Raw genomic sequence first — 26,634 nt, forward strand, 5'->3', positions numbered from 1 at the left:
GGGGGAACCGCAAATGGCAACAATTCGAATTCATGATGAGGCAAATACAACGATTGAAAATCAAGAGGAAGTGGCAAGCTTTCTGGACAGCCAAGAGGTGATCTATGAGCAATGGGATATCGCCAAGCTCCCTGAACAGCTTTCAGAAAAATATGACCTGTCTGAAGAAGAAAAACAGCAAATTCTTGACACTTTCGACGCTGAAATTAAAGATATCTCAGCCCGCCGCGGCTACAAAGCCCAAGATGTTATTTCTCTGTCCGACGCTAATCCGAAACTGGATGAACTGCTTAAAAATTTTAAAAGAGAACATCACCATACAGACGATGAAGTCCGTTTTATCGTAAGCGGACACGGAATTTTCGTCATTCAAGGCAAGGACGGTACATTTTTTGATGTCCGTTTAAACCCTGGAGATTTAATCTCAGTACCTGAAAATATCCGCCATTATTTCACGCTTCAAGAGGATCGAAAAGTTGTGGCGGTGCGGATCTTTGTTACATCTGAAGGCTGGGTTCCGATTTATGAAAAAGACAGCGTGAACCAATAAGAAGAAAAAGCCCCGTCCATAAAGGCGGGGCTTTTTTTGCTTATCGTAAACGCCATTCTTCGTATTGGGACATTTCTTTTTTGACCAGCGTCCAAATCAAACCGAGAACGGCAGCATCGTCAAGAATTCCTAAACCGAGCACGAAGTCCGGAATCATATCAATCGGCATGATGATATAAAAGACAGCAGCTGTCAGAAGCAACAGTGTTTTAATCTGTGAACGGGGATAGTCACCGTTTCGCCAATCGCGAAGCATGTGACAAAAGATCGTGATATGGTTGATTAATTTTTTGCGGGTTTTCCTTTTTAGAATAGCTTTTCCGCCTGCCGCACCGAGCATTATCGCTTTTTTTTTCTTCATTTAGCATTCCTCCTGCCTGCCGGTGTGTTTAAGATGGTCTTCGTCTGGGTATTGTTCTTCTAATCCTATCAATATATCTATTATAAATGAAAAATTAAGTTATTTAATAAAAATATGTTTACAAATAAAGTATAATCTGTAATAATGCACAATAACCCAATCAAACTTGTTTCCTATTTCTTAGCGGCGAGGGGTGAATTGAATGGGCTGTTCTTCTGAACAAGAAAGATTGCTGGTGTCTATTGATGAAAAAAGAAAGTTAATGATAGACGCCGCTAGTAAGCAGGGATTTACAGGGCATGACACAATCAGGCACAGTCAGGAGCTGGATTCTTTAATGAACGAATACCACCAGCTCATGCAAGAAAACGAACATTCCAAAGGAATTCAAGGCCTTGTGAAGAAATTAGGCTTGTGGCCCCGAAGAGACGTCATGCCTGCATATGATGCACATAAATAGCGGCGCTATCTGATGCATATATAAAGAGAGAGCTTTTCAGAAGCGCTCTTTTTTTCTGGGAAAATTTCATACGAAAGAGGGAACTGATGAAAGAACTGGCGGTAGTCATTACTGAAATGATAAACCAATTTCATGATGCTTTTATTTCGATATGCGGGATGCTTGGCATTCAATTAACCGACAAAGAAATGCATTTTTGGGTAATTGGAATATTTGGCATCTTCTTTTTCGCTGTCACTCACGCTGTATTTACATGGCTTTCTAAATGGAGCTTGACGGCTTTGTCCTTTATCTATACCGTAACGATCATCATTGTTATTGTATTTGCAATTGAGATTCAGCAAAAAGTGACCGGACGAGGAAATATGGAGTTTTTGGATGCAACGGAAGGGTTAAAAGGCTTTTTGGTGTTCTTTTTCATCTTTTTGCTTTTGAAAATGCTTTTGCGTTTGATCCGATTCTTCTTTTCAGGAGGAGCAGTAAGCAAGGAGAATGAAAATACCCGTTCACGAAAATAAATAAGCCCTCCTGAGACTGTCAGGGGGCTAGGAAGAGGAGACGGGGAGGGTAATGGTAACCTCGGTTCCTCTTCGTACTTCACTTTCTATATGAATGGAACCTCCGTACATCAGCACGATCCGTTTACATACGACAAGCCCGAGGCCGGTTCCTTTTTCTTTAGAAGTGACAAATGGAAGAAAGATATGATCCAGCATTTCCTGTGATATCCCTTCACCGTTATCCATCACTTTTATAATGGCCTTTTTATCAACGGCTCCTAAGGAAATTGTGAGTTTGCCGCCTTCCGGCATAGACTCAAGGCCATTTTTCGCAACATTCAAAATGACTTGTTTAATATGATCTTTTGTACATTTTACTTTTAGAGGTTTATCAGTTAAAAATTTTAACTCTACCTCCACATTATATAAATTTCCTTCAGAATAGATGATCGGCATAATTTCTCCGATAATATCCTGAAGCGAGTTAAGCTCCCATTTCTCAGCTGTCGGTTTTCCGAGAACTAAAAACTCACTCACAATTTGGTTGATACGTTTAATCTCCTGATCGATAATTGAAAAATAAAGCTGGTCTTCTTCACCTTTATATTTCTTTTGCAGCAGCTGAATAAAACCGCTTATGCCGGTGAGCGGATTGCGGATTTCGTGAGCTGTGCTGGCAGCAAGCGTTCCGATCAGCTCTAATTTTTGCTGCTCATTTTCCGTGCGCTCCAGCTGGGTCCGCCGCTTCAGCAAATAATAAAGTACAAGAATAAAAAGAATATTCAGCAAGACTATAATACAGGAAAGAGGGAGCACAAGGCTTTTACTCAGCTCCTCTATTGTGACAGGATTCGGATATACTTTCATATTCCAGCTGATATCATCAAGATAACCGCTGACAGGTTTTTGATCTCTTGCGTAAGAAGCCTGTCCGCTTGAGAAAATCATTTTGTTATTTTCGTTCACAACCTCAATATAGACATCAGGGCTCAGCAAGTTAATCAGGTTTTGCAGATAGTCAATTTGTATAGCTGCCACAAGATAATCTGTGACATTTTTCTTTTCATCCAGCACGGGAACACAAATTGTAAAAATCGGCTGGCCTGTGATCCTGCTTGAATAGCTGTCTGTAATGACAGTCTTTTTTGTTTTTTTCGCTTTTGTAAAAAAGGATCTGTCGGCCAGATTGACTTTAGTTTTTAATTCTGTTGCGCTGGCAGTGACATCTCCTTTAGCATTGAGAAAATAAAGACCGGAAAACCTTGGTTCGGAATCAAACGTTTTTTCCAAAACAGTTTTCATTTTATTCATATCTATCGGTCTGTCGATAGCGATAGACAAGGACGTCATTCTCGCTTTTGTTTCCCCGATTAAATAATTTATTTTGTTGCGGTGAAGGTTCAGCATAACACTGGCTTCTTGCTTATGTTCTGCAGCTATTGTTTCTTTTTCTTTTTCATAGACGAAAAAGCTTATGACGAGTGCCGGAATCACTACTAGTGCAATATAAAGCTTAATTCTCCCGCAGGCGCCTTTTAGTATTTTCAATTTGCATCGCTCCAACATACACCTGATTAGAGGTATTATATCATTGTTTCTTCTTGTTTAATAAGAAAAAATAACCAAAATAATTAAGAAAAATATGTTGTTCACATGAATAATAAAAAAGAAGAGAAATATTGGAAAGATTTTTATTGACATTTCGGTATTTGTTTATTAATGTTTCTCTGTAACGGTTTCTAAAAGGATGATTGAGACATGACAGAAAAATCACTGAAGTTATTTATCGTGCTGTCACGCGCGTATCGGTCTATTAATGATCATATGAATAAGCATATTCATAAGCATGGACTGAATCCTACTGAATTTGCTGTGCTGGAGCTGTTATATCATAAAGGTGATCAGCCGCTGCAGCAGATAGGGGATAAAATACTCTTGGCTAGCGGGAGCATCACCTACGTCGTAGATAAGCTTGAGCAAAAAGAGCTCCTTATTCGGAAAGCGTCGCCTACAGACAGACGAGTAACATTTGCACAAATTACCGAAAAAGGCATCAGTCTTTTGGATGATATTTTCCCTGATCATGCAGCTGAAATTGATGAAATGATCAGCGTATTAAGCGAAGAAGAAGTTGAAATGTGCACTGAAATGTTAAAAAGAGTAGGATTAAACGCAAAACAGTTTCATAATAAGTAAAAAAAGGAAGCCTTGTGATAGATCAGGCTTCCTTTTTTACTATTTTTCATTTGTTTCCGCTGCGCCTCTTGGCAAGATGAGAACCTCAACCCGCCTGTTTTTGCTTCGGCCTTCCGCAGTTTTGTTGGAGGCCACCGGTTTATACTCACCATAGCCTTTGGCACTGAACACTTTGGCATCAAGCTTAGGGTTCTCAATCAGAAGCCCCATGAAGTTTACGGCTCTCATCACACTTAAATGCCAGTTTGACTGAAATTCTGAATTTCTAATCGGCATATTGTCTGTATGTCCGCTGATAATGATGTTTCTCGGCGGATTAATCACAAGAAGGTTTGAAATCTCTTTTGCAAGCGGAATGTCCTCCTGGCGGATGGTCGCTTTTCCTGAATCAAAGAAGATGCTGTCTTTAATCGTGATCAGCAGGCCTTCCTTAGTCATCTTTGTTTCCAGCTGATGCTCCAGCTTTTTATTTTTAATGAACTTTTCCACCTGGCTCTGCACGTTTTTAAGTTCTTCTTGATCAGCTGCTTTTTCCTTTTCTTTCTTGTTTTCCTTTTTCTCTTCTTTTTCCTTTTCCACTTCGTCGATTCCGTCTGACTCATTTTTAGGAGGGGTGACGCTGGAATAATCCAATACGCCGGTCCCGCCTGTAAAGACTTCATTAAATGATTTTGAAAGCATTTGAAATTTAGCTGCGTCAATCGAGCTGCTCGCGTACAGCACAATAAACAATGCTAGGAGAAGGGTAAGGATATCGGCGTAAGGAACCAGCCATGATTCATCAACGTGCTCGTCCTCATGCTTCTTCTTCTTTTTTCTCGCCATTTTGCGCCTCTCCTTCTCGTTCTGCAAATTTCAAACGGTCCTTCGCAGGAAGGTACATTAAAAGTTTCTGCTCGATCACTTTCGGTGCCTGTCCTTCTAAAACGGACAGGACGCCTTCAATCATAATTTCACGGAGCTTGACTTCCTGTTTTGACTTGCGTTTTAATTTGTTTGCAAAAGGATGCCATAATACATATCCCGTAAAGATACCGAGAAGGGTGGCTACAAAGGCTGCACTGATGGCGTGACCAAGCTCATCTGTATTGTCCATATGAGAAAGTGCGGCGATCAGTCCGATAACAGCACCGAGCACCCCAAGTGTCGGCGCGTAAGTTCCCGCCTGTGTAAAAATAGCGGCTCCGGCCTGGTGTCTTTCCTCCATCGCTTCAACTTCTTCAGTCATGATATCTCTGATAAATTCTGCGCTTTGCCCGTCAACAGCCATGCTGAGACCGTTTTTCAGAAACGCGTCATCTACATTTTCAATACTTGCTTCCAAAGCCAGCAGGCCTTCACGGCGTGCAAGCTGAGCCCATTCAGAGAACATAGGAATGAGTTCTTCTATTGTCAGCTGTTTGTTTTCTTTAAATAGCACACGGAACAGCACAGGCACTTTTTTGATTTCTTTCGTTGGGAACGCAATGACTACCGCTGATATCGTTCCGGCGATGATAATTAAAATGGCAGCGGGATTTGCAAGAGCGGCGAAACTGACGCCTTTCAGAACCATTCCCACACTCAATGCAACAAAAGCAAGAATAATACCGATAATCGAAGTTTTATCCATAATTTTCACCAAATCCTTTTTTACTAGCTTGTCTATGGTTAATATCGGTATCAGTGTCTGGAACTTTAGGGACATTGTGAAATTGTTCATGAAATATTCAAGGAAGATACATAGAAGGGAGAAATAAACAAACGCAGGCTTTTCAGCAGGGGAAAGGCCGCGGTTTTTAACGTGCGTATCTGATTCTCTAAAGTGCTTTCGTATAACAATAGAAATAAATATTCATCATGTTCCATCCCTCTTTATGAAAAGTGTTAAGAAAGAAGGAGATGAGCGCTTCAGGGGATGGAATGACATGTTCTCGGACGAGAGAAGGATTTCACATAAAAAGCGGCTTCCCTGAAAAGGAAGCCGCTGATTTTTATTTTGCCTGAACTTTGATGTTATCATTTTCTACTGTGACGTGAAAACTTGCAATCTCGTTATTGTCAAGCAGCAGATCAGTCATTTCGTCCTCAACCCATTCCTGAATCGTTCTTCTGAGCGGGCGCGCACCGAATGAAGGATGGTAACCCAGCTCAGCGATTTTTTCTTTCGCTTCATCTGAAACACTCAAGCTGATGCCTCGTTCTGCCAATGTTTCTTCCAATTCTCCAAGAAGAAGGCTGACGATTTTGACCAGATGCTCTTTTTCAAGGGAACGGAATTCGATGATGCTGTCAAATCGGTTGAGAAACTCAGGTTTAAAGAACATGCTGAGTGAATCAATTAATGTTTGTTCTTCAATCACGCTGTCTTCTGATTGGAAACCGACTTTCGTTTGTTTTTCACCAGTGCCTGCATTGCTTGTCATAATAATGACGGTGTCTTTAAAGCTGACGGTTCTGCCTTGGCTGTCCGTTAAGCGGCCGTCCTCCATAATTTGCAGGAACATATGCTGAACATCTGGGTGCGCTTTTTCAATCTCATCAAGCAGCACGATGCTGTATGGATTGCGGCGCACTTTTTCCGTTAATTGTCCGGCTTCCTCATGACCGACGTATCCCGGCGGTGAACCAATGATTTTCGATACGGCATGTTTCTCCATGTATTCACTCATATCGAGACGGATAATGGCATCTTTCGTACCGAATAATTCATCCGCCAGGGTTTTAGAAAGCTCTGTTTTCCCTACGCCGGTTGGTCCGACAAAGAGGAAGGAGCCGACTGGTCTGTTTTTTGATTTTAAGCCGGCGCGGCTGCGTCTGACCGCTTTGGCCACTTTTTGAACAGCCGCTTCTTGTCCGATGACGCGTTCGTGAAGCTTTACTTCAAGCTCTTTCATTTTTGTTTGCTCATCTGCCTGCAGTTTTCCCACAGGAATGCCTGTTTTTTGTTCGACGATATCCTGAATGTGCTCAGCTTCCACTGTGACGGCGGAATGTGAAGAAGAGCTGTTCAGTTTTTTCTCCAGTGCGATTTCTTCATCACGGAGTTTTGCTGCCAATTCGTAATTCTCTTCTTCCAGCGCTTTTGTTTTTTCTGCTTCAATTGCAGTCAGCCGTTCAGCTGCATCTTCATCATTCAAATCATCAATTAACAGGTTGGCTTTAGATCCAGCTTCGTCTAATAAATCAATCGCTTTGTCCGGCAGATGTCTGTCCTGAATGTAGCGTGATGATAAAGTGACACAGGCTTTCAGTGCTTCATCGCTGAATGTCACGCCATGGTATGCTTCGTATTTGTCTTTAATTCCTTGCAGAATGCTGATCGCTTGTTCAATTGTGGGCTCCTGCACCATGACAGGCTGAAAACGTCTTTCCAGCGCAGCATCTTTTTCAATTTGGCGGTATTCTTTCAGTGTTGTCGCTCCGATAACCTGCAGCTCGCCTCTGGCAAGAGCGGGTTTGAGAATGTTACCTGCATCCATTGAGCCTTCTGCAGAGCCTGCCCCAACGAGAAGGTGAATTTCATCAATGAAAAGAATGACATTTTTGCGCTCTTTCAGCTCAGTGATCAGCTGTTTCATTCTTTCTTCAAATTGACCTCTGATGCCAGTGTTTGCAACAAGGGATGCGACATCAAGCAAGTAAAGCTCTTTGTTTTTCAATTTATTTGGAACATCGCCTTCAGCGATTTTTAAAGCGAGTCCTTCTGCAATTGCTGTTTTCCCTACACCAGGCTCTCCAATCAGAACCGGATTGTTTTTGTTGCGGCGGTTAAGAATCTCGATCACACGCGCAACTTCTTCATCACGGCCGATGACGGGATCAATCAGACCGGCTTTTGCGCCGTTTGTAATATTTTGCGCCAGTTCATCAAGCAATCCTTTTTTCTCGCTTTGCTTAGCTGCGCTTTGTTCTTTCGGCTGGAATGCTTGTTCAAACGGAAAACCGAAAGATTGAGGACCCATGCTCATTGAAGGTTTACGGGTCAGTTCGTGATAGCAAGTTTCACATAAAACCATTTGTTTATGAACAGAATTTATTTGCATGTTAAGGCGAATCGTCGCCTCGTTTTGATGACAGTGTTGACAACGCATTTGCCAAAACCTCCTTATAAAATTTGATCATTTTTGACCAATCGGTTCAGAAAAAAAGGCCGACTTATTTGACCTTCTTTGACTATTAGTATACGCCAGGTTCACTGGCTTTCAAAACCATTTGCTCAAAGCAGTCTTGTTTTTGACTAACTTTGACCAATGAAATAATATAAAAAGACGGCTGGTTTGACCTTCTTTGATTAATAGTATACTCTGACCTTTTTTGACTTTCAAGGCTTTTGCTCAAAAATATTTTTGAATTGTTTACACAGTAAAACATGTTTTGTTCGTCTTTTCAAGGAACTTGTCTCATAGGCTATAAAAAGGCTAAAAGGACAATACTGCGGTTGGTTCGGAGGGGAGAAATGGAACAATCAAAAGGGTCTGCACATCAGCTCGCTTTTGTGTATGTAGGCACAGTAGTCGGAGCGGGATTTGCAACTGGCAGGGAAATTGTTGAGTTTTTTCTGAAGTTCGGCTGGTTCGGATTGCTTGGTATTATTATAAGCGGCGGGATGTTCACGTTTTTAGGCGCAAAGCTGATGATCATTTCAAAGCGAATCAATGCCAAGTCCTATCAGGAAATGAATATATACTTGTTCGGGGCGGCTGCCGGACGGATTATCAATGTCTTTATGCTGTTCGTTCTTCTCGGTGTCACTTCTGTCATGCTGTCGGGGGCAGGGGCGCTTTTTGAGGAACAGCTTGGGATGTCCGCTCAGGTTGGAATGCTGATCACAATTGGATTAAGTTTGATTGTGATGACAAGAGGAGTAAAAGGCATTTTCGGTGTGAATGTGTTTGTTGTACCGCTTTTGATTATCTTTTCTATGATTGTGGTGGCCGATTCATTTATTTTCAGTGAGACGCGGAATACAGCTCAGTGGGTGTGGCCGCATCGATGGGACTGGCTATTATCAGCAGTGTCGTACGGAGCCTTGAATTTATCGCTTGCCCAGGCTGTTTTGGTGCCGCTGGCGAATGAAATGTCTTCGGAACAGGTGATAAAAAAAGGCGCTTTCATCGGCGGTACAATGCTGACAATTGTGCTTTCCGCAAGTTTTTTGTCTTTGTCGATGCTCCCGGATGTATTTTTGTACGATATTCCGATGGCTCAAGTGGTTTACCTCTTCGCGCGATCTGTACATTTGATTTATTTGTTGATTATATTCGGCGAAGTGTTCACATCGGTGATCGGAAACCTTTATGGGCTGGAAAAACAAGTGAAGAGCTTTCTTCCTATTAAAAGTAAATATATTTTTGCGGCCATAATGATTACGGCTTATATCACGAGTCAAATCGGCTACGGCAAGCTCATTTCAACCATTTACCCACTGTTTGGCTATGTGAGCCTGGCTTTCATAGGCGCTTTGGTCTGTAAAAAGCTCCCCCGGCGCAGTTTGTAATCACAATATTGATACATATATAATAATGAAGCAAACGTTTATGTTAGACCCTGCGCCAGCCCGAAACGGATCTTAATTAGGTATTTTCGCTGTGTAAAAGGATCAAGGCGGAAAAAATGAGACAGGCTTTTCGGCTATCTTTTTTATTGTCAAGAAAAACAACATTATGGTAAGATAGCAGAAGTGAAAAATTGAAGAAAATCCGTTCGATATGCGGGAGAGGTTCTAGCTACACCCTCTATAAAAAACTAAGGACGTGCTGTATCCTTGGATACGGCCTTTTTTATGTTTTTCTAGAGCACCTTTCCGAAAAGGTGTTTTTTTATATTTAACAGTTGTAGCGATGTCTCTCGCCGAGATTTTTATAGCGGAGAAGGAGAGGAATCATGAAAAAGGAAAAAGCAATTGTCGTATTCAGCGGCGGCCAAGACAGTACCACATGTTTACTGTGGGCGTTAAAGGAATTTGAAGAGGTGGAAACTGTAACATTTCATTATAATCAGCGGCATTCGCAGGAAGTTGAAGTGGCGAAGGGGATTGCGGATAAGCTTGGTGTGAAAAATCATTTGCTTGATATGTCACTTTTGAACCAGCTTGCGCCTAACGCCCTGACGAGAAATGATATAGAAATTGAAGCAAAAGACGGCGAGCTGCCATCAACATTTGTTCCAGGCCGTAACTTAGTGTTCTTATCTTTTGCGTCTATTCTGGCGTACCAAATTGGCGCCCGCCATATTATCACGGGCGTTTGCGAAACGGATTTCAGCGGCTATCCTGACTGCCGTGACGAATTCGTTAAATCTTGCAATGTGACGGTTAACCTGGCCATGGAGAAGCCATTTGTGATTCATACACCGCTCATGTGGCTGAATAAGGCGGAAACGTGGAAGCTTGCAGATGAGCTTGGCGCGCTTGATTTTGTGAAAAACAACACGCTTACATGCTATAACGGCATCATCGCAGACGGCTGCGGCGAATGTCCGGCATGTCATCTTCGCTCCAGAGGCTATGAAGAATATATGGCGATGAAAGGAGAGCGGGCATAAATTGTTATCTCAAATATATCCACAGGTCCAGCATCCTTATTCATTTGAATTGAATAAGGACATGCAAATCTCTGCTGCTCATTTTATTCCACGGGAAAGTGCGGGAGCATGCAGCAGGGTTCACGGGCATACGTATACCGTAAATATTACCGTTGCCGGTGATGAGCTTGACAATTCCGGCTTTCTCGTGAATTTCAGTGTGCTCAAAAAGCTGGTTCACGGCTCCTATGACCATACGCTTTTAAATGATCATGAAGAATTTTCTAAGGAAGACCGGTATTCACTGCCGACAACTGAAGTCGTGGCGAAAACGATCTATGACAAAGTGCAGGCTTATTTAAACACACTTGAGAATAAACCAAGCTGTGTGCAGGTGTTTGTCCGTGAAACACCGACCAGTTATTGTGTATACCGTCCGAAAAAGGGTGGTTTGAATGGCTAAAGGAATTCCTGTATTAGAAATTTTCGGCCCGACGATTCAAGGGGAAGGCATGGTGATCGGACAGAAGACAATGTTTGTCCGCACGGCCGGCTGTGATTACTCCTGCAGCTGGTGTGACTCCGCGTTCACTTGGGACGGATCTGCTAAAAAAGATATTCGCTGGATGACAGCCGAGGAGATTTTTTCAGAGCTTAAGGAGATTGGGGGAGACGCGTTTTCCCACGTAACAATCTCCGGCGGAAACCCGGCGCTGTTAAAACAGCTGGATGCTTTGATAGAGCTGCTGAAGGAAAAAAATATCCGTGCAGCTCTCGAAACACAGGGGACAGTCTATCAGGATTGGTTTACACTGATCGATGATCTGACGATTTCACCAAAACCGCCAAGCTCGAAAATGGTGACGAATTTTAATAAGCTGGATCACATTTTGACATCACTGAAAGAGAATAACAGACAGCATGCTGTCAGCTTGAAGGTTGTCATTTTTAATGATGAAGATCTCGAGTTTGCCAAAACTGTACACAAACGCTACCCGGGGATACCGTTTTATCTGCAAGTCGGTAATGATGATGTGCATACGGCAGACGACAAATCACTCATTGCACATTTGCTTGGCAAATATGAAGCGCTAGTTGATCAGGTAGCTGCCGATGCGGACCTGAATCTTGTCAGAGTGCTTCCGCAGCTGCATACCCTGTTATGGGGCAACAAACGAGGAGTTTAATAGAAAGGAAGATAAACATGACGACAAGAAAAGAATCAGAATTAGAAGGTGTAACACTGCTTGGCAACCAAGGAACAAACTATTTATTCGAATATGCGCCGGACGTGCTCGAATCCTTCCCGAATAAACATGTAAACCGTGATTACTTTGTAAAATTCAACTGCCCTGAATTTACATCTTTATGTCCGAAAACAGGGCAGCCTGACTTTGCAACAATTTACATCAGCTATATTCCTGATGAAAAAATGGTGGAGAGCAAATCACTCAAACTGTACTTGTTCAGCTTCAGAAACCATGGAGACTTCCACGAAGACTGCATGAATATCATCATGAATGACTTGATTGAATTAATGGACCCGCGCTACATTGAAGTATGGGGCAAATTCACGCCAAGAGGCGGAATTTCCATTGATCCGTACACAAACTACGGAAAACCTGGCACGAAGTATGAGAAAATGGCCGAGTACCGCATGATGAATCATGACTTGTATCCGGAGACGATTGATAATCGTTAATGAGAACCCACACTAAGTCCAATAAAAGTATGACCTAGCGTGACTTTTATGCAGTGAAAAGTGGGAAAAGTCACACCTGAAAATGGCTCTATTCATGGGAACTGTATCAAAAAGTGTGACCTGAGGTGCAACCTGAAGTGTGACTTTTATGCAGCTAAAATTGATAGTACGGAAGCAGATAAAGGCGTACGATTTAGTACGTCTTTTCTTTTTTATCCACAAAAAAATGCCCTGCAAAGGACATCACTTTTAGTCTAGACTTTTAACTGGTTTAATTATTTTAGGTTTCCCAAATGCAGTTTTTTCTTTGTTAATACGATTCGTTTCCTCAATGACTGTATTTAAAACTTTTAGCATTCCCTGTTCATCTAATCTTGGTAAATCACTGTTGAACAATTTTGATGTAAAATTGAATAGTTGTTTATTAAGTATCATTTCACCGGTAAGTTTATTTAATCCACTAACAATTTCAAATCCCTTACCTGATGGTTCATAAACAATATTTTCGAGTACTTCTGCAACTTCTCCCACATATTCATTAGACTTTTCTTTGATTAAATCAAATCCATTGTTAGAAATTCTACTCCTATTACTGCTTACAACATCATTATCTAAATATTTAAGCTCTCTTTCAATGTAGCTTGGATCGTTGTAAAGTTGTTTTTGTCTTTCTTCTTGAGCTTCAGCTTCAGCCTCTGCATGCTCCCATTTTTCAGGAGACCAATACCCGAAATGATCAAGGTAATCTTCTATTCGGTCTTCTTCAATTCCTAACTTTTGAAAAATCTTATACAAAGTATCGTAATCAGGCTTTTTATTCCTGTTGTTTTCAATTTGGCTAATGTATGCATCTGATTTGCCAACTTCTTTTGATAATTCAATAGAATTAATTTTTTTTCTTTTTCTCCATGCTTTTATAAAATCACCAATTGTGCCATCAAAATTAAGAACATATCTATTCATTGTTGCTCACCTCATAACTATAATATCATATCATATATAGTGGTGTAAATAATGCGTAAATATACATTTTTCTATAATAACCCTCATTAATATCATATTTCATGATATATTATAATGAAATATCTTGACATATATTATAGTTCATGATATTATTTGAATATCCTCGAAAGAAACGAGGATCATAAAAACAAATTAAAAGGGGGAAGGCTATTTGACAATTTACAATGCTGACAATTTCACAGGGATTACTGGAGATCATGAGTTGCTACTAGGTGCAATGCTTGAAGAAAAAGAGGATAAGCATCTCGAAATTATTGACCAAAGAGAATTACTTGGACACGAATTTAAAATTTACGGAACATATGAAGAACCTTTATTCTTAGCTAAAGATGTTGCAACTTGGATTGGACATACTGCCACTCATATGATGGTTAAAAGTGTTGACGAAGATGAAAAGGTTCGAAAGAATGTTTCGACCCTTGGTGGAGATCAGGACTCATGGTTTCTAACTGAAGACGGTCTTTACGAAGTGTTAATGCAGTCAAGGAAATCAATTGCCAAAAAGTTCAAAAAGGAAGTAAAGCAAATTCTAAAAACAATCCGCAAGACTGGTGGATATGTTGCCAATGCTGACATGATGGTTAATACATACTTTGGTGAGTTAGAGGATCATCAGAAAACAGCTGTTAAACACCTCTTTGTAAATGTAAATAAGCTTCAGGACAAGTCACAGGCATTAGAGAAGAAGGTAACTGAGTATCAGCCTAAAGTCGAAAAATATCATCAATTCTTGGACGCTGATGGACTAATGGACATGGGTACACTCGCTAAGAATCTGAACTGTGGAATGGGTAAGATCAAACTCTTCAGATTCCTGAGAGAACAAAAAGTGTTAATGAAAGGAAATGCACCGTATCAGAGATATGTAAATAGTGGCTATTTCAAAGTAATCACTAAGACTACTCCGGTAGGAAATAAATCAGTTACCCTTGTCACAGCTAAAGGTGCAGACTTCATTGCCGATCTTATTCGTAAGTCAGCATAATACATAACCAGTAAAAAATACCTATCATTCAATCGGAGGATGCATTATAATGAGATCATATGTTCTTATTTTGGAACCAAAAGAGATCGAATTTTCAGATTCAGGATAGTGGCTTTTGCCACTGCCTGTTGCTCTGGATTAGTGACAAATAGGGGGTTATTCAGATGTTAGCGAAAGAGAGAGAAGTTGAAAAAACGAATGTAGATGTAAAAGTGCAACTTGAAATGTCAGATATTAATGAACAGTATGAACTGACTGACACATTAATCGAACAATTAATCAGCAGTAGCTGTCCAATTGAACGTGAATGGGCTGCAATGTATCAGATTAAACGCAAGCAAGACAAAGGCGAAATAAACGCACATCAGGCGCTTAAAGCAATTGGGAAACTTGATCCTAAGACACAAGAAATGCGAGTGTTTACGTACATAATTCCGTTGTATTACTACCTCAGAAACGCAGAATACTCAAATCTGTCCGAAATGTCGACCATTGTAGATCTTGATTTAATCGAGAACAATGAAGAAATTAAAAGCTCCTTTTATAACCGTCTGATGGCTCTGCTTGGTGCTTCTGCTTTCAGTCAAAATAAAATGACTCAAGCTCGTTTTTATTGCTCCTACGGCATTAATTTAACGAATATTGATAGACTGATTGCTTACAGCTATTTAACGATGGGAAATACTTATTTGCTTGATGAATATGAAAAAGCAAAAGAATACTTCTTAAAAGGTTTGAATCACGTTGAGAATAACCCCTTAGCTAAGATACAGCTAACTAGAAGCCTTTGTTTCTTGGAGAACCATTGGAACAAAGAGAACTTCTGGTTAAACCCTGATTCGAATGAAATTACAGACATTCAAGAAATTGCACACTATCACATCAAAAGAAACAACTTACAACAGGCAAAAGAAATATTGGACAACTTAGAGCAGCAACCAAGTATCGATAACGATTATGGTATCCATTTCTATCTAAAAGGACTCGCTTACCAGGATAAGAGATACTTTTATGAATCGATTAAACATTTTAAGCTATCCGGTGACTTATTTAGTGTTCGCTTACCTTTGGATCAATTAAGGGAAATGGGTGAGGATCAACAGATATTGGACTTGCTTGCTCTTTAAATGGTTTGATGTCAAACCATATCACTTGAAAGGAGGTGAAAACTATATGAAAAAAGTATTTATCGGTCTGACAATCGTAGCTGCACTTGCAATTGGTTTTGTAGCTGGTCAACAAAGTGGTATCCACTCTGCATCAGGTGACGAAACATTCCACGTAGCTGGTTTTGGTCGTGGAGCATAAGTCATACATAGTAGGGGGAGCCTTCAATGGCTTTCCTTTCTATTGGGTTATTTAGGCTAATACATAATGAAGAAGGGCAGATGTCAAATTGATGTCTACCTATTTTAAGGGAGATTAATCTAAAGAAAAGGACAGGGAGATAATTCCCCGTCCTCTTTTTATTACTTCTTAAAGGCATCTGGATGATCTGCATAGCCACATGTTACACATACTTTATCACCTGTACTTGAACCTAGATTGTATTCCGTCACTCTAACTATATGGTCACAAGGCGGATTACCTTTTTCCTTCCAAGCTTTTCTTAACTCAGCTGCTTCGCTCATTTGCATTATAATCACCGCCTTCTATATGTCTTCTACTACTATTATATTCACTTTATGCTAAACTATAACAATTTCTTTGGAAACTATGAAAAAAATTTCAAATAGCCTTCCCCCTTTAGTGGGTGAAAAATAACCCTAATTGCAAAGTAAGCAATAAACCATTAAAAAAAGTCAGATGTATCAAGGGCTTAATGGGTCTGTCTCTTAAAGGGGAAGGGTATTTATTAAATAAAGAAAAATGAATCAAAAATAAGCAGCTTTTTTATAGGTGGTATGAAAACAAAAGCAATAAACGGATTCTGAAAGTATTGATATGACTGGGTTTTTTAGGGGTCTCTTGTAGAAGAAAAGGTGTTATTAAAAAGTAATAAAAAAGATAACAAAAAATCGTCTGTGAAGGGTTTGGGATGGTGCAGACAAAAAACGATTAAGACAGCGTAGCTGGGTTAATCGTTTGTCAGCATCCCAAGGTCTTCATCTATCTCAGATAACGAGGTGTAAAATTGGCTCATCTCTACATGGTTAATAGAACAAACCTCTTAAACTTCGAAAAAAAGCCAGTCATATCAACGTTTTCAGAGCCTAAGTCTTTAAGAGAAGAGTAAATAAATTATTTATAAATAGAGGGTACATTTTTAAGAATATACGTCCGTAAAGAAGGGCGCTTTACGTCCGGTTTGTCCAGCAAGCTGGCCTGCACGATGTTTCATTTATTTTTTGTACTTGAAGGATAATGTTTTTGATAAACAAATAGCTTCAGAATTGTTTCTGAGTGGTTCTAACTAAATAGATACCTAATACATCTAAAATAAATTTAGGGCTCTCAGAATGGATTCTGTGATGTTTGAGTGATAGTTGATACGTATTACTGAGCTCATCAACAAACTAAACGTAACCTTAAGGGAATGAAAAAGTATTGCTCCAGTTGTGCTAAAGAAATTAAATCTATACAGGTACGAAATTTGGCTAGAGAATCAACGAGAAAGACTCGCTCTAAAAATGTTAATAAAATAGAAAAACGCTGAAATTGTTGACTGGTTAGGGTTTTGAAGCTTGATATTTATTTTTTAGTTATGGTAGAGGGGATAATGTCCGCCAATAGAAAAAGTAGCGAAATAGAAAAACGCTGAATCCCTTGATACGACTGGGTTTGAAGGACATTTATAAATTTTCTAGTTATGGTATAGAGGAAAACAGGACGTCATTTATCAGAGTGGATAACGAAAATGACGAAATAGAAACAGTCCTCACGCCTTACGTGGTGCAGTGTACAGAGTTTCTCGGCAAAAAAGAATTAACAAAAAAGCACCTTGAACCATTGTCACATATAGGCTCGTGGGTGATTTCGAGATAATTGTCATAAGGGAATGAACAAGAATAGCAACAAAATATACAATAAATGTATTTAATGGGAATCGAAAAATCGAAAGTAGACAAATAGAAACTGCCTTCGTCCTTACTCCGCCAACGGGTACAGCGATTTTACCGAAAAAATATTGCTGGAAAAAGTGCCCTGAGCCCTTGCCCCGTAAGGGCTGAAGGGGGTTCGGGAGATAATCGCCATAAGGGAGAGAAATGAATGTAACGGTTTTAAAAGTGTCTTGAACCCAGTTGTATCAATGGATTCGGCGTTTTCATCGGAAAAATTTTATCAAAAAAAGTACTTTGAACCCTTGATACGACTGGGCTGACAGCCTCTTTATAGTTAATCGTCATAAGGGAATAGCAAAAGAAAACAAAGAATGTCCTAGAATAGAAAGTGCCCTGAGCCTTACTCCCCCAAGGGATAGAGAAGATTTATCAAATTTTGTAGTTATGAAAAGGTTGCTTGAAGCCTTGTCATAACTGATGTTATAGCACTTTTTTGGATAATCGTCATAAGGGAACAAAGTCTGCTACCACCTTTAGAAACCCGTCAATCCCTTGCCTGGTAAGCGATACAGCAGTTTTGCCGGAAATAGTTTAGTGAAAAAGGTGGCTTTAAGCCTTGCTGTGACTGGGCTCAACAGTGTTTCAGAGATAAACGTCATAAAGGAAAGCTTAAGGGAGGTCGAAAGCTTAATTTACACATGAAGGGTTACTATGACCTCCAATTCAAATTCATTTCTCCTCTTATTATCTTCAGCGTGCTGGTCAATTGATCGGTACGCTATCTCCCTTAAGCTTTTTATTGGGTAGTTGCAGACCGCCAAAGGTGTTCAGGTGCACATGAACATTGGAGGAAAGGAACGTTTCAGGGGGAAGGGAAACCTTTAAACAGTCTTAATCCCTCTCGTTTATTCTAAATTTAAGCATACTTATGCCATTTTTAATTTTGATTATAACTTATGATGATCAAAAGAACAATTCTGCTTTGCATTGACTCATTAATTTTTAATGGGTGACTGGAAATTGGAATTATGAGCATGTCGTGACGACACCTCTCCAATTGAATTTTAGTTGAGATGATACAAGAGATGAAGCCCGCCTGAATAGGTTGAAGGGCTTTTTCTGCTTGTACACAAAATTAAAATTATTGGAGGAAAACAAATTTGATTAAAGTTTCAGAGAAAGTAGACTTAAGCACACTAAAGGTTGTACCAGGACATACTAAGTATTTTTGTGATATTGAAGCAGGTAAAGTATATAGCACCGTTTCAAATAGATGGTTAAATCCAAAGCCAAATGATATTGGATATGTGATGACTGCACTTAAAACTGACGCAGGAAAAAATAAACCGTATTACATGCATGAGATTGTAATGATGGCTGCGTGTGAAGTTACAAAGGACTTTTGGAGAGAAAAGAATCTTGAGATTGACCATATTGACATGGATAAATCAAATAACTCATTTGCAAACCTTAAATTCACTACACGGGCATTACAGTACGATAAACGAGTTAAAGAGAAGATGAGTCAGAGGAAATTGCTTACTGAAGATCAAGTGAGAGAAATTCGAGAAGCATTTACATATTGGGAAGATGCAAAATTGGCTTTCTGTAAGCAGATGGCAAGTGTTTATGGATGTGCGTTTCAGACAGTACAATCAATCATTAATAACAAAACTCACAAGGTGGAGGCTGAGTAGGCTATGAACGATAAGATTGAAGAGCTTAAAGAGGAATTGCGTGATGCTAAGACACGGCTTTTTCACATTAACAGCAGAATGAGTGAACTTGATTATTTGATTGAGAGACGAAGAGAAACAATGGAAGATATTGAAGAGATCGAACGTCAATTGAGGAATTTTGGTGGGTGAGAATTTTTAAATTACATACATAGCAAAAAACTTCTCCCTTAGAGGAAGAAGTTCAGTGTAGTGAGTACGATTGCAACAACCGTCTCACCCGAGATTTCAATGGTGATTTTCAAATTGCTTCACCCTTTAAAGAGACCATAATTAGCACTAAGCTGGGTCTCTTCTTTTAAATCTCTTCTGAGGCTAATTATAAACTGAGATTAAATGAATATCAAGGTTATTAATGAAAAAAATGGATGAAACCGTTTTTACAAGTAATTCAAGTCCCCTAATATTCCCAATGGATAATAGACCTGCTACAATTTAAGTAATAACAGCAATGGGGGAATAATTATGCAGAAGTTTAGCAAAATGGTCATTAACAAAGGCAATGAAGTTATTGGTGAGGGATACTATGAAAAGTTTGATGATGAATTAATTGTTAAAGCTTCGGACTCTATTATCAAAGATGTATTTGATGATTTGTTAGATCAAGAAGTAATTATAACAAAAATTAGATTTGAAGATACAGATGGAAGTCGTGCATCTTATAATGAACAGTACTTAATTCGTAGTATTCGTGGTGAGGAAATAACCTTACAAAAGTAAATAATCAACTAATTAAGAAGATGCTATCTGGTATCTTCTTTTTTATTTTAGGAAAGAGAGCCTCATTTGAGTGCTCTCATAAATCTTACTTTTCTGTTCTAACACCCTTGAATTTACCACCAGGAGATGTTTTTTGATCCATAAAACGCCCTGTTTTACTATCTCGTTTAATAAAGTTGCCATTTGGCCCTTTAAATTGAGATCTCTGTTTTACAGAACCTTTTCTGTAGTTTTTTCCAGTATTCCCCGCCATAAGTATCACCTCCTCTTAGGTTGGTAAGTTAGATACGGTTAATGGATGACAAAAGTTTCAAAAATAATAAGAGAATAGGAGACAGTGAATTGAGGGAAGATACCTACATTGATGAACAAAGCGCTTATGAGTTTATTACTTGGTACTTTAAGAAAGATGAAACAGAATTAACAAAAAAAGAATTCGAGGGTTGTTTATGGTTTTATGATAATAAAAATAAGGAGTATGTCTTACGAAAGAAATATACAGGACAATATGCTATTCCAGTTGAGTTATTTGATAAATGGCAGAATCATTTAAAATCCAAAATTTTTGAGCCGCCTTTAGGTGTTATACCCAAATGGTTACATGATGAACATAGAGTAAAAGATCTTAAAGCAGCTATTAATAGATACTTAGACAATAATCGTGAAGTTTCAGCTGAATGGATTGATGAATACAATTTGTTGGTTAAATCAATTAGAGATCGGAAATCAAAAGTATGAAATGGTTAACAAAGTTGTTTAAGTCTTTATTTGACCATCACCACTGTTTCTGTAATAAAAAACTTGATGAGACTCTTGAGAACGGGGACAGGCTTATCATTATGGCTTGTAACAGATGTGGACTTGAAGACATGCAAGTATTTAAGAAGGAGCAAAAGTGAATGAAAACAAAATACGTTGTGTTTGATGATTATTGTGATCCGTTCATATTGTTTTTTGATACTGAAGAAGAAGCTTCAAAGGAATTTAAAAGTCGGATTGAAGAAGATCCTGACAGTGGAATCGGTGTATATATGACAAAAGTGATTAAAGCGCATAACGAAAGGGATGAAGATGAATGAACAATGGAGAATTTGTTTTAGGTAAGGTATATCCAATATTTGAAACCAATCTTAAAGATGGAGAGATATTTCAAACATTTATTGCTGGATATGAGATTGAATACTCAACAATGTCATTAAAGGATAATGATAAACATGAATTTAAAACTGATGGCCGCATACCTTTTCCAGCTTCAATGCTTGGTAAAACCTATAAGGAAACAGTAAAGAATGTGACAGCAATGTTGAATACTGATCAACAACAGTACGCATATGAAGTTTTTGGTGTTGATCTTTAATGCCTTTGAAACGTTGTAATGCTCCTGGATGTCGTGCTTTGATTGATTGGTCATTGTCCTATTGTGATAAGCATAAAGGACATTCGGACAAGGAATACAATAAGAATGTAAGGTACAACAAGGATAACACAGAATTGTATTCTTATTATCAGAGCAAGGAATGGCGATTGCTTAGGGAAGAAAAGAAACGTGAATCAAACTATAGATGTGCTATGTGTGCAGCTGAAGGAAAAAGAAACCTAAGTGAAAGATTAGTTGTTCACCATAAACATAAGGAGTTAAGTGAAGTATTACATAACTATGAAGCTAGGACTGATTTGAATAACCTTGAGGTATTATGTCAGACACATCATAACCAGATTACATTTGGAACCTAATAGGTTATAATTGGCAACAAAGGAGATATGGTTATGACTGAAATTAGAGGAATTAGATTTCATTTTTTTATTAGTGGACAGCTACAAACATTTAAAGAATATGCGGAGTATGTTGAGAGCAATTTAAGAAGAGAGCTTTATAAGTATGAACAGACGTTTAAAGAACTAAGTGATATTGAAATAGAAGAGTTTGTGGATTGGCATTATGATGAAATATCACAATACCGAGATGACTTTCCTTCTATTATGAGAAACTCTTTATTCATCAGCGTTTATTCTTTTTTAGAAGAAAAGGTTATTGATCTATGTGATCAGCCTGATGAGACTAGCATCAAATTAGAAGACCTACAGGGGAATGGTATTAAAAGAGCATCTTTGTTTATAAAGAAAGTTTTGAAAGATGACTTTCCTGATGACACAAAGGAATGGCACTTTATTCTGAATGCCAATCAAATAAGAAATTGTATAGTCCATTGTGGAGGTGATATAGATAAAGCTAAAAACCCAAAAAGAGTAAGGAATGCTGTAAATGAATTAGAAAATGTAATAGAAGGAAGACATAATAAAATTTTATTGAACGAAGATTTCTGTGTAGAATTTATTGATGTAGTAGAAAAGTTTTTACGTGATCTTTATAAAATGAACTAGGGGGAAATTAAATAAGTCCCCCCAACTTTAAACGGGCTCCCCAAAATTTTTTTTAGACATCGGCGTCCCCTCTTCTTTATAAAAATTGTTAGATTGGAAATTTGAAATTTGCTTTTTAGACTCAAATTAAACTAAATAACTGATGAAGTGAAAGTTGTCAGATTCCTTGTTCCATATGGATTTATCGGCAGCTTATTTTTTATGGAATCAATTCTTTAATTAACTAAAGTATTCGTTTTCAAAATTAGACGAAAGGAGGTGGCTGCACTGGCGAGAAGGAAACAGATGACTGATACTCTCAAAGGTCAGATTACCAATGAACAAAAAGAAGTAAGAAAAGAGAATGAGGAAAAGCTGAAGGATTTTGAACCATTGCACGCAAAGCCACCACACTGGCTGTCTACAATGGGTAAGAATGAATGGACTAGGCTGTATCCATATTTGAAAGCTCTACCTATAAGCGAGCTTGATAGGACATTGTTAGCTATGTATTGTAATAGTTTTGCTCAATATCGTGAAGCCTTAAAGGATATTGCTCAAAATGGTCAGATTATGTTTGAAACAAACAGTCAAGGCGTTGAAGTGAAAAAGAAAAATCCGTCAGTTGAAATTATGAATGCAATGTCTAAAGAAATTCGGGGTATTGCTGGACAGATGGGTTTATCATTGGATTCTAGGTTAAGATTAGTCGGACTCAATAATGAAGATGATGAACAAGAAGATCCAATGCAAAAGTTCAAGAAGCGTGGTAAATCATGATTGATGAAACTACACTGTACGCAAGGAAAGTTGTTAATGGTGAGATAATTGCCTGTAGAAAAATAATCCTTGCTTGTCAAAGGCATTTAGATGACATTGAGAAATCCAAAACAGATTCATTCAACTATTGTTTTAATGTTGAAGAAGCACAAGAAAGCATTAGTTTTATTGAGACTTTATCCAATCCTGAGACTGGTGAAGGCTTAGAATTGTTGATGTTTCAGAAATGGATTATTGGATCTATATTTGGATGGATAAGAAAAGACAATGGTCATAGACGCTTTAAACGTGCAATGATCTCAATGGCCAGACGTAATGGAAAAAGCTTAATTGTAGCTGCAATTGGTGGTAAAGAGTTTATTTTAGGTGACTCACCACAGATGAACAGAAAGATTGTGTTTGCATCTAACGCCATGAAACAGGCTAGACATGGTTTTGAGTACATGCAAGGACAATTTAGAATCCTATCAAAGCAGTCTAAATCAATTAAAAGAAGTGTAAAAGTTTTAAAAGATTCAATAGAAGATAAATCCTCGAACAGCAAAGCCTATCCTGTAGCTTCAGATACCGGTAAACTGGATGGTTTCGCTTCCACTGTTGCTATTATAGATGAATTCCACGAGAGTCCAGACTTAAAAATGTACAACGTTTTGAAAACTGGACAAGTAGGTCTTAAAAGCTCCTTATTAGCTATTGTGAGCACCGCAGGACTTAACCCCAATGTTCCTATGTATAAGGAAATCCAAATGCTTGATCGTGTCTTAGAAGGCAATTTAACGATGGATGATTATTTCATAGCCATTTATGAACAAGATGACGTTGAAAAAGAAATTGATATGCCTAAGACATGGATCAAATCAAACCCTCGCTTAGAAGATGAAGAAGCTGCGTCCTTTATGGTTGATAATATTAAGACTGATGTTCAAGCAGCTAAAGTACAACGCAATCTAAACTCCCTTTATGTAAAAACTTTCAATGTATGGAGACAAGCAAGCGAACAAAGCTATATTCCTTTAGATGATTGGAATGCTTGTGCAGTTGAAGAAGCGCCGGATATCAGGGGCAAAGAAGTATACATTGGTCTGGATATGGCAAAAGTTGAGGACTTAGCTGCAGTTTCATGGATTTATCCATTGGAAGATGAAAAGAAACGTTTTTACATTGACAGCCATTCCTTTGTTGGAACAAAAGGTGGAATTGAAGCCAAGTGTCAAAGGGATAAAATCGATTACAAGCAGCTGGCTGTAGAAGGATATTGCACAATTACAGACAAACAAACTGGAATCATAAATCAACAACAAGTTATTGACTACATAAAGAATCATATTCAGGAAAATGACTTGAGAGTGAGAGGATTGCTGTTTGACCCACATATAGTTGGTCTAGTTTTAAATGAGCTAGAAGATTATCCTCAGATTGAAGTAGGGCAGGTAGCTACAAAGTTAAATGCGCCTGTTAAGGATTTGAGGTTATGTGTCTATGATCAGCGTTTGATTCACAATAATAACCCATTGTTAACAGAAGCAGTGAATAACGCAATTGTAAAAGAGTTTAACGATTTAACAAGGTTAGTTAAAGAAAAGAACAGAAACAAAATTGATCCAATTATAGCTGGAATCATTGCTCATTATGAAGCGATGCATCATTACTCAGATGAGTATGATCAAGATTACTATGCGAATTACAACTTTGCTTTGTAAAGGAGGAAAACATGAAGCTTGAAAAAGTTACGGCGGCATTAATAAGTGTGGTCAAGTTTATCTTTATGAACTTGCACACTCTTTTATTTTTAGCTGGGCTAGTATTCGTTAATATCACAGCCTATAAATTTTCTGAATTACTGGGTTTGTTATCAACGGGAGTCCTCTTAGTGTTGATTGCAATGATCATTAATCCTAAAGAAGAAAGGAAGTGATTAATTGGCATTCTTTAGATCAATGAATACAGGAGGGGAGTCAGATGTCGTAAGCGCAAAGGAACAAGCTTTTATAGATATCATTATGGGTGCAGATGGTGAAACATACACCACAATTAATGCGATTAAGAATAGCGATATTTTTACAGCAGTTCATACGCTTGCTTCAGATATAGCATCCTCTCCAATTATGGTGAAGAATAACGGTATTGCTGATGAAATGAACATACTCTATAAATTATTGAATGAAAGACCGAATGAGTTTTATTCGGGATATTTTCTGAAGTTCATTCTCGTGGCTAATGCTTTATTGAACGCTCAATCGTATGCAGAAATCATTAGAGATTCTAACGGTAATCCTCTTGACCTGGTTCATTTGCGTAATAGTGAGGTATCTTATGATCAACCAAACGGAACAAATGAAATTATTTACACATATACCCCTAGTAATGGGAAACAACGGATCATTAAGAGAGAGAATATGTTGCACATTAAGTTCTTTTCATTAAATGGGATTACAGGTGTTTCACCATTGAGTAGTCTTAAAAGAGAGATCGAAAGCCAAGAAGCCGGTAAGAAGCTTTATGTTGATTTCTTTAGACGAGGAGCTAATCTAAGTGGGATTCTAAAGGTTCAAAAGTCAGGATTAGATGATATTGCAAGGAAAAACATGAAGAAGAATTTTGAAAGCACGTATTCTGGTGATCAAAATCAACAAGGCATTTTAGTACTTGATGACACGATGGATTTTAAACAACTAGAAGTTAACACAAAGGTGCTTGAAATCGTCAATAATTATAATCATGGAACAAAACAAATTGCTAAAGCGTTTGGATTACCCCCTCATAAGCTTGGAATTGAACAAACCAATACTTCAATTGAACAAGCAAACCTTGATTACCTAACCAACACCCTTTCAAATTACTTTAACGCAATCTCTGCTGAGTTGAACTATAAGCTTTTATCTTATCCTCTGTATAACCAATATACATTTGAATTTGATACAAGAAAATTTAGGGAAACAGATGCAAAAACAAAGCGAGAAAATGTCATTGCATTACTGCAGAACGGCATTTACTCTCTTAACGATGCTCTGGCTCAATACGGCATAGCATCAGTTCCAAATGGAGATAAGCGATTCATGAGCCTGAATTACGTTGATATTGAAATCATGGACGAGATTCAGAAAGCAAAAGCAAAGAGTCTGCCTATACCTTCAGCATCAGAAGGAGGTGAGGGAAGTGAGTAAAACTGAAATCAGATTATTTAATGAAGATGGTCTGGAAACCCGTTCAGAAGGGGAGAAAGCCAAGGTTATTACTGGATACGCCTTGAAGTTTAATACGAAATCAAATGTGTTAGGTAATTTTATTGAAACAATTGAACCTGGGGCGTTAGATGGTACGGATATGAGTGACGTAAGAGCACTTGTTGACCATGTACCTAGTCAGATCATTGGAAGAACAACATCAGGAACACTGAAATTAAACGTTGACGATGTTGGTTTGCGTTTTGAAGTTACGTTACCAAGTACACAATACGCTAATGATCTATATGAGAATATTCGTTTGGGTAATATTACGAATTGTTCATTTGGATTTCATTTAGCTCCACAAGGGGCAGTTAGACAAAAGAATCCAACAACCGGTGTAGATTTTCAGCGGATTAGAAAGATATCGAAACTAACTGACATATCAGTGGTTACATACCCAGCCTACAACGATACAGATGTGTTTGCACGCAATCTGAATGAGGCTATTAAAGAATCTAATCAGAAGGAAACTGAAGAACTAAAATTTCAACTTGAATTATTGAAACTAAGAAACCAAAGCCTTTAAA

The 26,634-nt window shown here is 38.5% G+C and carries 32 protein-coding genes and 1 riboswitch; of the genes, 24 read left to right on the forward strand and 8 right to left on the reverse strand.

What is annotated here, in order from left to right; all coding sequences use genetic code 11:
- The first annotated feature begins 13 nt into the window (after positions 1-13).
- The gene (locus UJ203_RS09860) at positions 14-550 is read left to right on the forward strand and encodes an acireductone dioxygenase (protein ID WP_322010342.1); all 537 of its coding nucleotides are present in this window, start codon (positions 14-16) and stop codon (positions 548-550) included.
- Between the two features lie 40 nt (positions 551-590).
- Here UJ203_RS09860 and UJ203_RS09865 read toward each other — a convergent pair whose 3' ends face one another.
- Positions 591-911 carry a YkvA family protein gene (locus UJ203_RS09865; RefSeq protein WP_044156130.1) on the reverse strand — a complete coding sequence of 107 codons (321 nt, stop codon included), beginning with the start codon at positions 909-911 and terminating at the stop codon, positions 591-593.
- Between the two features lie 202 nt (positions 912-1,113).
- Here UJ203_RS09865 and UJ203_RS09870 point away from each other — a divergent pair, with 202 nt between their 5' ends.
- Together UJ203_RS09870 and UJ203_RS09875 are read left to right on the forward strand one after the other, a co-directional pair.
- Complete coding sequence (locus tag UJ203_RS09870; RefSeq protein WP_024121169.1) at positions 1,114-1,371, forward strand: aspartyl-phosphate phosphatase Spo0E family protein; 258 nt, start codon at positions 1,114-1,116, stop codon at positions 1,369-1,371.
- Between the two features lie 86 nt (positions 1,372-1,457).
- Entirely contained in the window at positions 1,458-1,889 is a 432-nt protein-coding gene (locus tag UJ203_RS09875; protein ID WP_024121170.1) for a hypothetical protein, read from the forward strand.
- A gap of 27 nt (positions 1,890-1,916) precedes the next feature.
- On the opposite strand, the gene UJ203_RS09880 is transcribed toward UJ203_RS09875, so the two are convergent.
- Positions 1,917-3,437 (reverse strand): PAS domain-containing sensor histidine kinase, encoded by a 1,521-nt coding sequence (locus UJ203_RS09880; protein WP_105955529.1) that lies wholly within the window; start codon positions 3,435-3,437, stop codon positions 1,917-1,919.
- Positions 3,438-3,629: 192 nt separating this feature from the next.
- On the opposite strand from UJ203_RS09880, the gene mhqR reads away from it, so the two are divergent.
- Positions 3,630-4,067: a MarR family transcriptional regulator MhqR gene (gene mhqR / locus UJ203_RS09885; RefSeq protein ID WP_024121172.1), complete on the forward strand. Its 438-nt coding sequence runs from the start codon at positions 3,630-3,632 to the stop codon at positions 4,065-4,067.
- A 39-nt stretch (positions 4,068-4,106) separates the two neighbouring features.
- Here mhqR and motB read toward each other — a convergent pair whose 3' ends face one another.
- The 3 genes from motB to clpE all read right to left on the reverse strand — a co-directional run bounded on the left by motB (position 4,107) and on the right by clpE (position 8,140).
- Positions 4,107-4,892, reverse strand: a complete 786-nt coding sequence (gene motB, locus UJ203_RS09890) for a flagellar motor protein MotB (protein WP_024121173.1) — start codon at positions 4,890-4,892, stop codon at positions 4,107-4,109.
- A complete protein-coding gene (motA, locus tag UJ203_RS09895; protein WP_024121174.1) occupies positions 4,864-5,679 on the reverse strand; it encodes a flagellar motor stator protein MotA in 816 nt (271 codons plus the stop codon). The genes motB and motA overlap by 29 nt, the downstream gene beginning before the upstream one ends.
- A 361-nt stretch (positions 5,680-6,040) precedes the next feature.
- Positions 6,041-8,140, reverse strand: a complete 2,100-nt coding sequence (gene clpE / locus UJ203_RS09900; RefSeq protein ID WP_151174976.1) for an ATP-dependent protease ATP-binding subunit ClpE — start codon at positions 8,138-8,140, stop codon at positions 6,041-6,043.
- A 365-nt stretch (positions 8,141-8,505) separates the two neighbouring features.
- Here clpE and UJ203_RS09905 point away from each other — a divergent pair, with 365 nt between their 5' ends.
- The 5 genes from UJ203_RS09905 to queF all read left to right on the forward strand — a co-directional run bounded on the left by UJ203_RS09905 (position 8,506) and on the right by queF (position 12,273).
- Positions 8,506-9,546, forward strand: a complete 1,041-nt coding sequence (locus UJ203_RS09905; protein ID WP_101860648.1) for a hypothetical protein — start codon at positions 8,506-8,508, stop codon at positions 9,544-9,546.
- Between the two features lie 213 nt (positions 9,547-9,759).
- A riboswitch (PreQ1 riboswitch) is annotated at positions 9,760-9,804 on the forward strand.
- A 128-nt stretch (positions 9,805-9,932) separates the two neighbouring features.
- Positions 9,933-10,592: a 7-cyano-7-deazaguanine synthase QueC gene (queC, locus tag UJ203_RS09910; protein ID WP_024121180.1), complete on the forward strand. Its 660-nt coding sequence runs from the start codon at positions 9,933-9,935 to the stop codon at positions 10,590-10,592.
- 1 nt (position 10,593) lies between these two features.
- Positions 10,594-11,034: a 6-carboxytetrahydropterin synthase QueD gene (queD, locus tag UJ203_RS09915; RefSeq protein ID WP_101860649.1), complete on the forward strand. Its 441-nt coding sequence runs from the start codon at positions 10,594-10,596 to the stop codon at positions 11,032-11,034.
- On the forward strand, positions 11,027-11,758 hold the full coding sequence (queE, locus tag UJ203_RS09920) for a 7-carboxy-7-deazaguanine synthase QueE (RefSeq protein ID WP_322010356.1): 732 nt from the start codon (positions 11,027-11,029) through the stop codon (positions 11,756-11,758). The genes queD and queE overlap by 8 nt, the downstream gene beginning before the upstream one ends.
- A 17-nt stretch (positions 11,759-11,775) precedes the next feature.
- Positions 11,776-12,273: a preQ(1) synthase gene (queF, locus tag UJ203_RS09925; RefSeq protein WP_003218613.1), complete on the forward strand. Its 498-nt coding sequence runs from the start codon at positions 11,776-11,778 to the stop codon at positions 12,271-12,273.
- 249 nt (positions 12,274-12,522) lie between these two features.
- On the opposite strand, the gene UJ203_RS09930 is transcribed toward queF, so the two are convergent.
- Entirely contained in the window at positions 12,523-13,236 is a 714-nt protein-coding gene (locus UJ203_RS09930; RefSeq protein WP_322010359.1) for a helix-turn-helix transcriptional regulator, read from the reverse strand.
- Between the two features lie 211 nt (positions 13,237-13,447).
- Here UJ203_RS09930 and UJ203_RS09935 point away from each other — a divergent pair, with 211 nt between their 5' ends.
- The 3 genes from UJ203_RS09935 (at position 13,448) to UJ203_RS09945 (ending at position 15,589) form a co-directional block, all read left to right on the forward strand.
- On the forward strand, positions 13,448-14,281 hold the full coding sequence (locus UJ203_RS09935) for a phage antirepressor KilAC domain-containing protein (RefSeq protein WP_322010361.1): 834 nt from the start codon (positions 13,448-13,450) through the stop codon (positions 14,279-14,281).
- Positions 14,282-14,445: 164 nt separating this feature from the next.
- Positions 14,446-15,408 (forward strand): AimR family lysis-lysogeny pheromone receptor, encoded by a 963-nt coding sequence (locus UJ203_RS09940; protein WP_322010364.1) that lies wholly within the window; start codon positions 14,446-14,448, stop codon positions 15,406-15,408.
- Between the two features lie 46 nt (positions 15,409-15,454).
- Entirely contained in the window at positions 15,455-15,589 is a 135-nt protein-coding gene (locus UJ203_RS09945; RefSeq protein ID WP_322010366.1) for a lysogeny pheromone AimP family peptide, read from the forward strand.
- 161 nt (positions 15,590-15,750) lie between these two features.
- Here the strand turns inward: UJ203_RS09945 and UJ203_RS09950 are convergent, their stop codons facing one another.
- Positions 15,751-15,918 carry a hypothetical protein gene (locus UJ203_RS09950; RefSeq protein WP_322010368.1) on the reverse strand — a complete coding sequence of 56 codons (168 nt, stop codon included), beginning with the start codon at positions 15,916-15,918 and terminating at the stop codon, positions 15,751-15,753.
- A 2,525-nt stretch (positions 15,919-18,443) separates the two neighbouring features.
- Between UJ203_RS09950 and UJ203_RS09955 the strand changes: the two genes are divergently transcribed.
- The 3 genes from UJ203_RS09955 to UJ203_RS09965 all read left to right on the forward strand — a co-directional run bounded on the left by UJ203_RS09955 (position 18,444) and on the right by UJ203_RS09965 (position 19,739).
- A complete protein-coding gene (locus UJ203_RS09955; protein ID WP_227598177.1) occupies positions 18,444-18,980 on the forward strand; it encodes a hypothetical protein in 537 nt (178 codons plus the stop codon).
- 3 nt (positions 18,981-18,983) lie between these two features.
- Positions 18,984-19,151 (forward strand): hypothetical protein, encoded by a 168-nt coding sequence (locus UJ203_RS09960; RefSeq protein ID WP_322010371.1) that lies wholly within the window; start codon positions 18,984-18,986, stop codon positions 19,149-19,151.
- Positions 19,152-19,484: 333 nt separating this feature from the next.
- A complete protein-coding gene (locus tag UJ203_RS09965; protein ID WP_322010373.1) occupies positions 19,485-19,739 on the forward strand; it encodes a hypothetical protein in 255 nt (84 codons plus the stop codon).
- An 85-nt stretch (positions 19,740-19,824) separates the two neighbouring features.
- On the opposite strand, the gene UJ203_RS09970 is transcribed toward UJ203_RS09965, so the two are convergent.
- Positions 19,825-19,992: a hypothetical protein gene (locus UJ203_RS09970; protein WP_322010375.1), complete on the reverse strand. Its 168-nt coding sequence runs from the start codon at positions 19,990-19,992 to the stop codon at positions 19,825-19,827.
- A gap of 89 nt (positions 19,993-20,081) precedes the next feature.
- On the opposite strand from UJ203_RS09970, the gene UJ203_RS09975 reads away from it, so the two are divergent.
- From UJ203_RS09975 to UJ203_RS10020, 9 genes are all read left to right on the forward strand, one after another.
- Entirely contained in the window at positions 20,082-20,477 is a 396-nt protein-coding gene (locus tag UJ203_RS09975; protein ID WP_322010376.1) for a hypothetical protein, read from the forward strand.
- Between the two features lie 161 nt (positions 20,478-20,638).
- Positions 20,639-20,818: a hypothetical protein gene (locus UJ203_RS09980; RefSeq protein WP_322010378.1), complete on the forward strand. Its 180-nt coding sequence runs from the start codon at positions 20,639-20,641 to the stop codon at positions 20,816-20,818.
- Complete coding sequence (locus tag UJ203_RS09985; protein WP_322010380.1) at positions 20,815-21,096, forward strand: hypothetical protein; 282 nt, start codon at positions 20,815-20,817, stop codon at positions 21,094-21,096. The genes UJ203_RS09980 and UJ203_RS09985 overlap by 4 nt, the downstream gene beginning before the upstream one ends.
- Before the next feature lie 410 nt (positions 21,097-21,506).
- Positions 21,507-22,121 (forward strand): hypothetical protein, encoded by a 615-nt coding sequence (locus tag UJ203_RS09995; RefSeq protein ID WP_322010382.1) that lies wholly within the window; start codon positions 21,507-21,509, stop codon positions 22,119-22,121.
- A 285-nt stretch (positions 22,122-22,406) separates the two neighbouring features.
- The gene (locus tag UJ203_RS10000; RefSeq protein WP_017696961.1) at positions 22,407-22,880 is read left to right on the forward strand and encodes a phage terminase small subunit P27 family; all 474 of its coding nucleotides are present in this window, start codon (positions 22,407-22,409) and stop codon (positions 22,878-22,880) included.
- Entirely contained in the window at positions 22,877-24,580 is a 1,704-nt protein-coding gene (locus UJ203_RS10005; RefSeq protein WP_322010385.1) for a terminase large subunit, read from the forward strand. Before UJ203_RS10000 ends, UJ203_RS10005 begins: the two co-directional genes overlap by 4 nt.
- Before the next feature lie 11 nt (positions 24,581-24,591).
- The gene (locus UJ203_RS10010) at positions 24,592-24,795 is read left to right on the forward strand and encodes a hypothetical protein (protein ID WP_322010386.1); all 204 of its coding nucleotides are present in this window, start codon (positions 24,592-24,594) and stop codon (positions 24,793-24,795) included.
- 4 nt (positions 24,796-24,799) lie between these two features.
- Positions 24,800-26,044, forward strand: coding sequence for a phage portal protein (locus UJ203_RS10015; protein WP_322010389.1), 1,245 nt, complete (start codon positions 24,800-24,802; stop codon positions 26,042-26,044).
- The gene (locus UJ203_RS10020; protein ID WP_106020518.1) at positions 26,037-26,633 is read left to right on the forward strand and encodes an HK97 family phage prohead protease; all 597 of its coding nucleotides are present in this window, start codon (positions 26,037-26,039) and stop codon (positions 26,631-26,633) included. The genes UJ203_RS10015 and UJ203_RS10020 overlap by 8 nt, the downstream gene beginning before the upstream one ends.
- Position 26,634 lies beyond the last annotated feature (1 nt).

Origin of the sequence: Bacillus sp. V26 (assembly GCF_034296245.1) — a bacterium.
In the GTDB taxonomy this organism is placed as follows: Bacteria; Bacillota; Bacilli; order Bacillales; family Bacillaceae; genus Bacillus; species Bacillus halotolerans.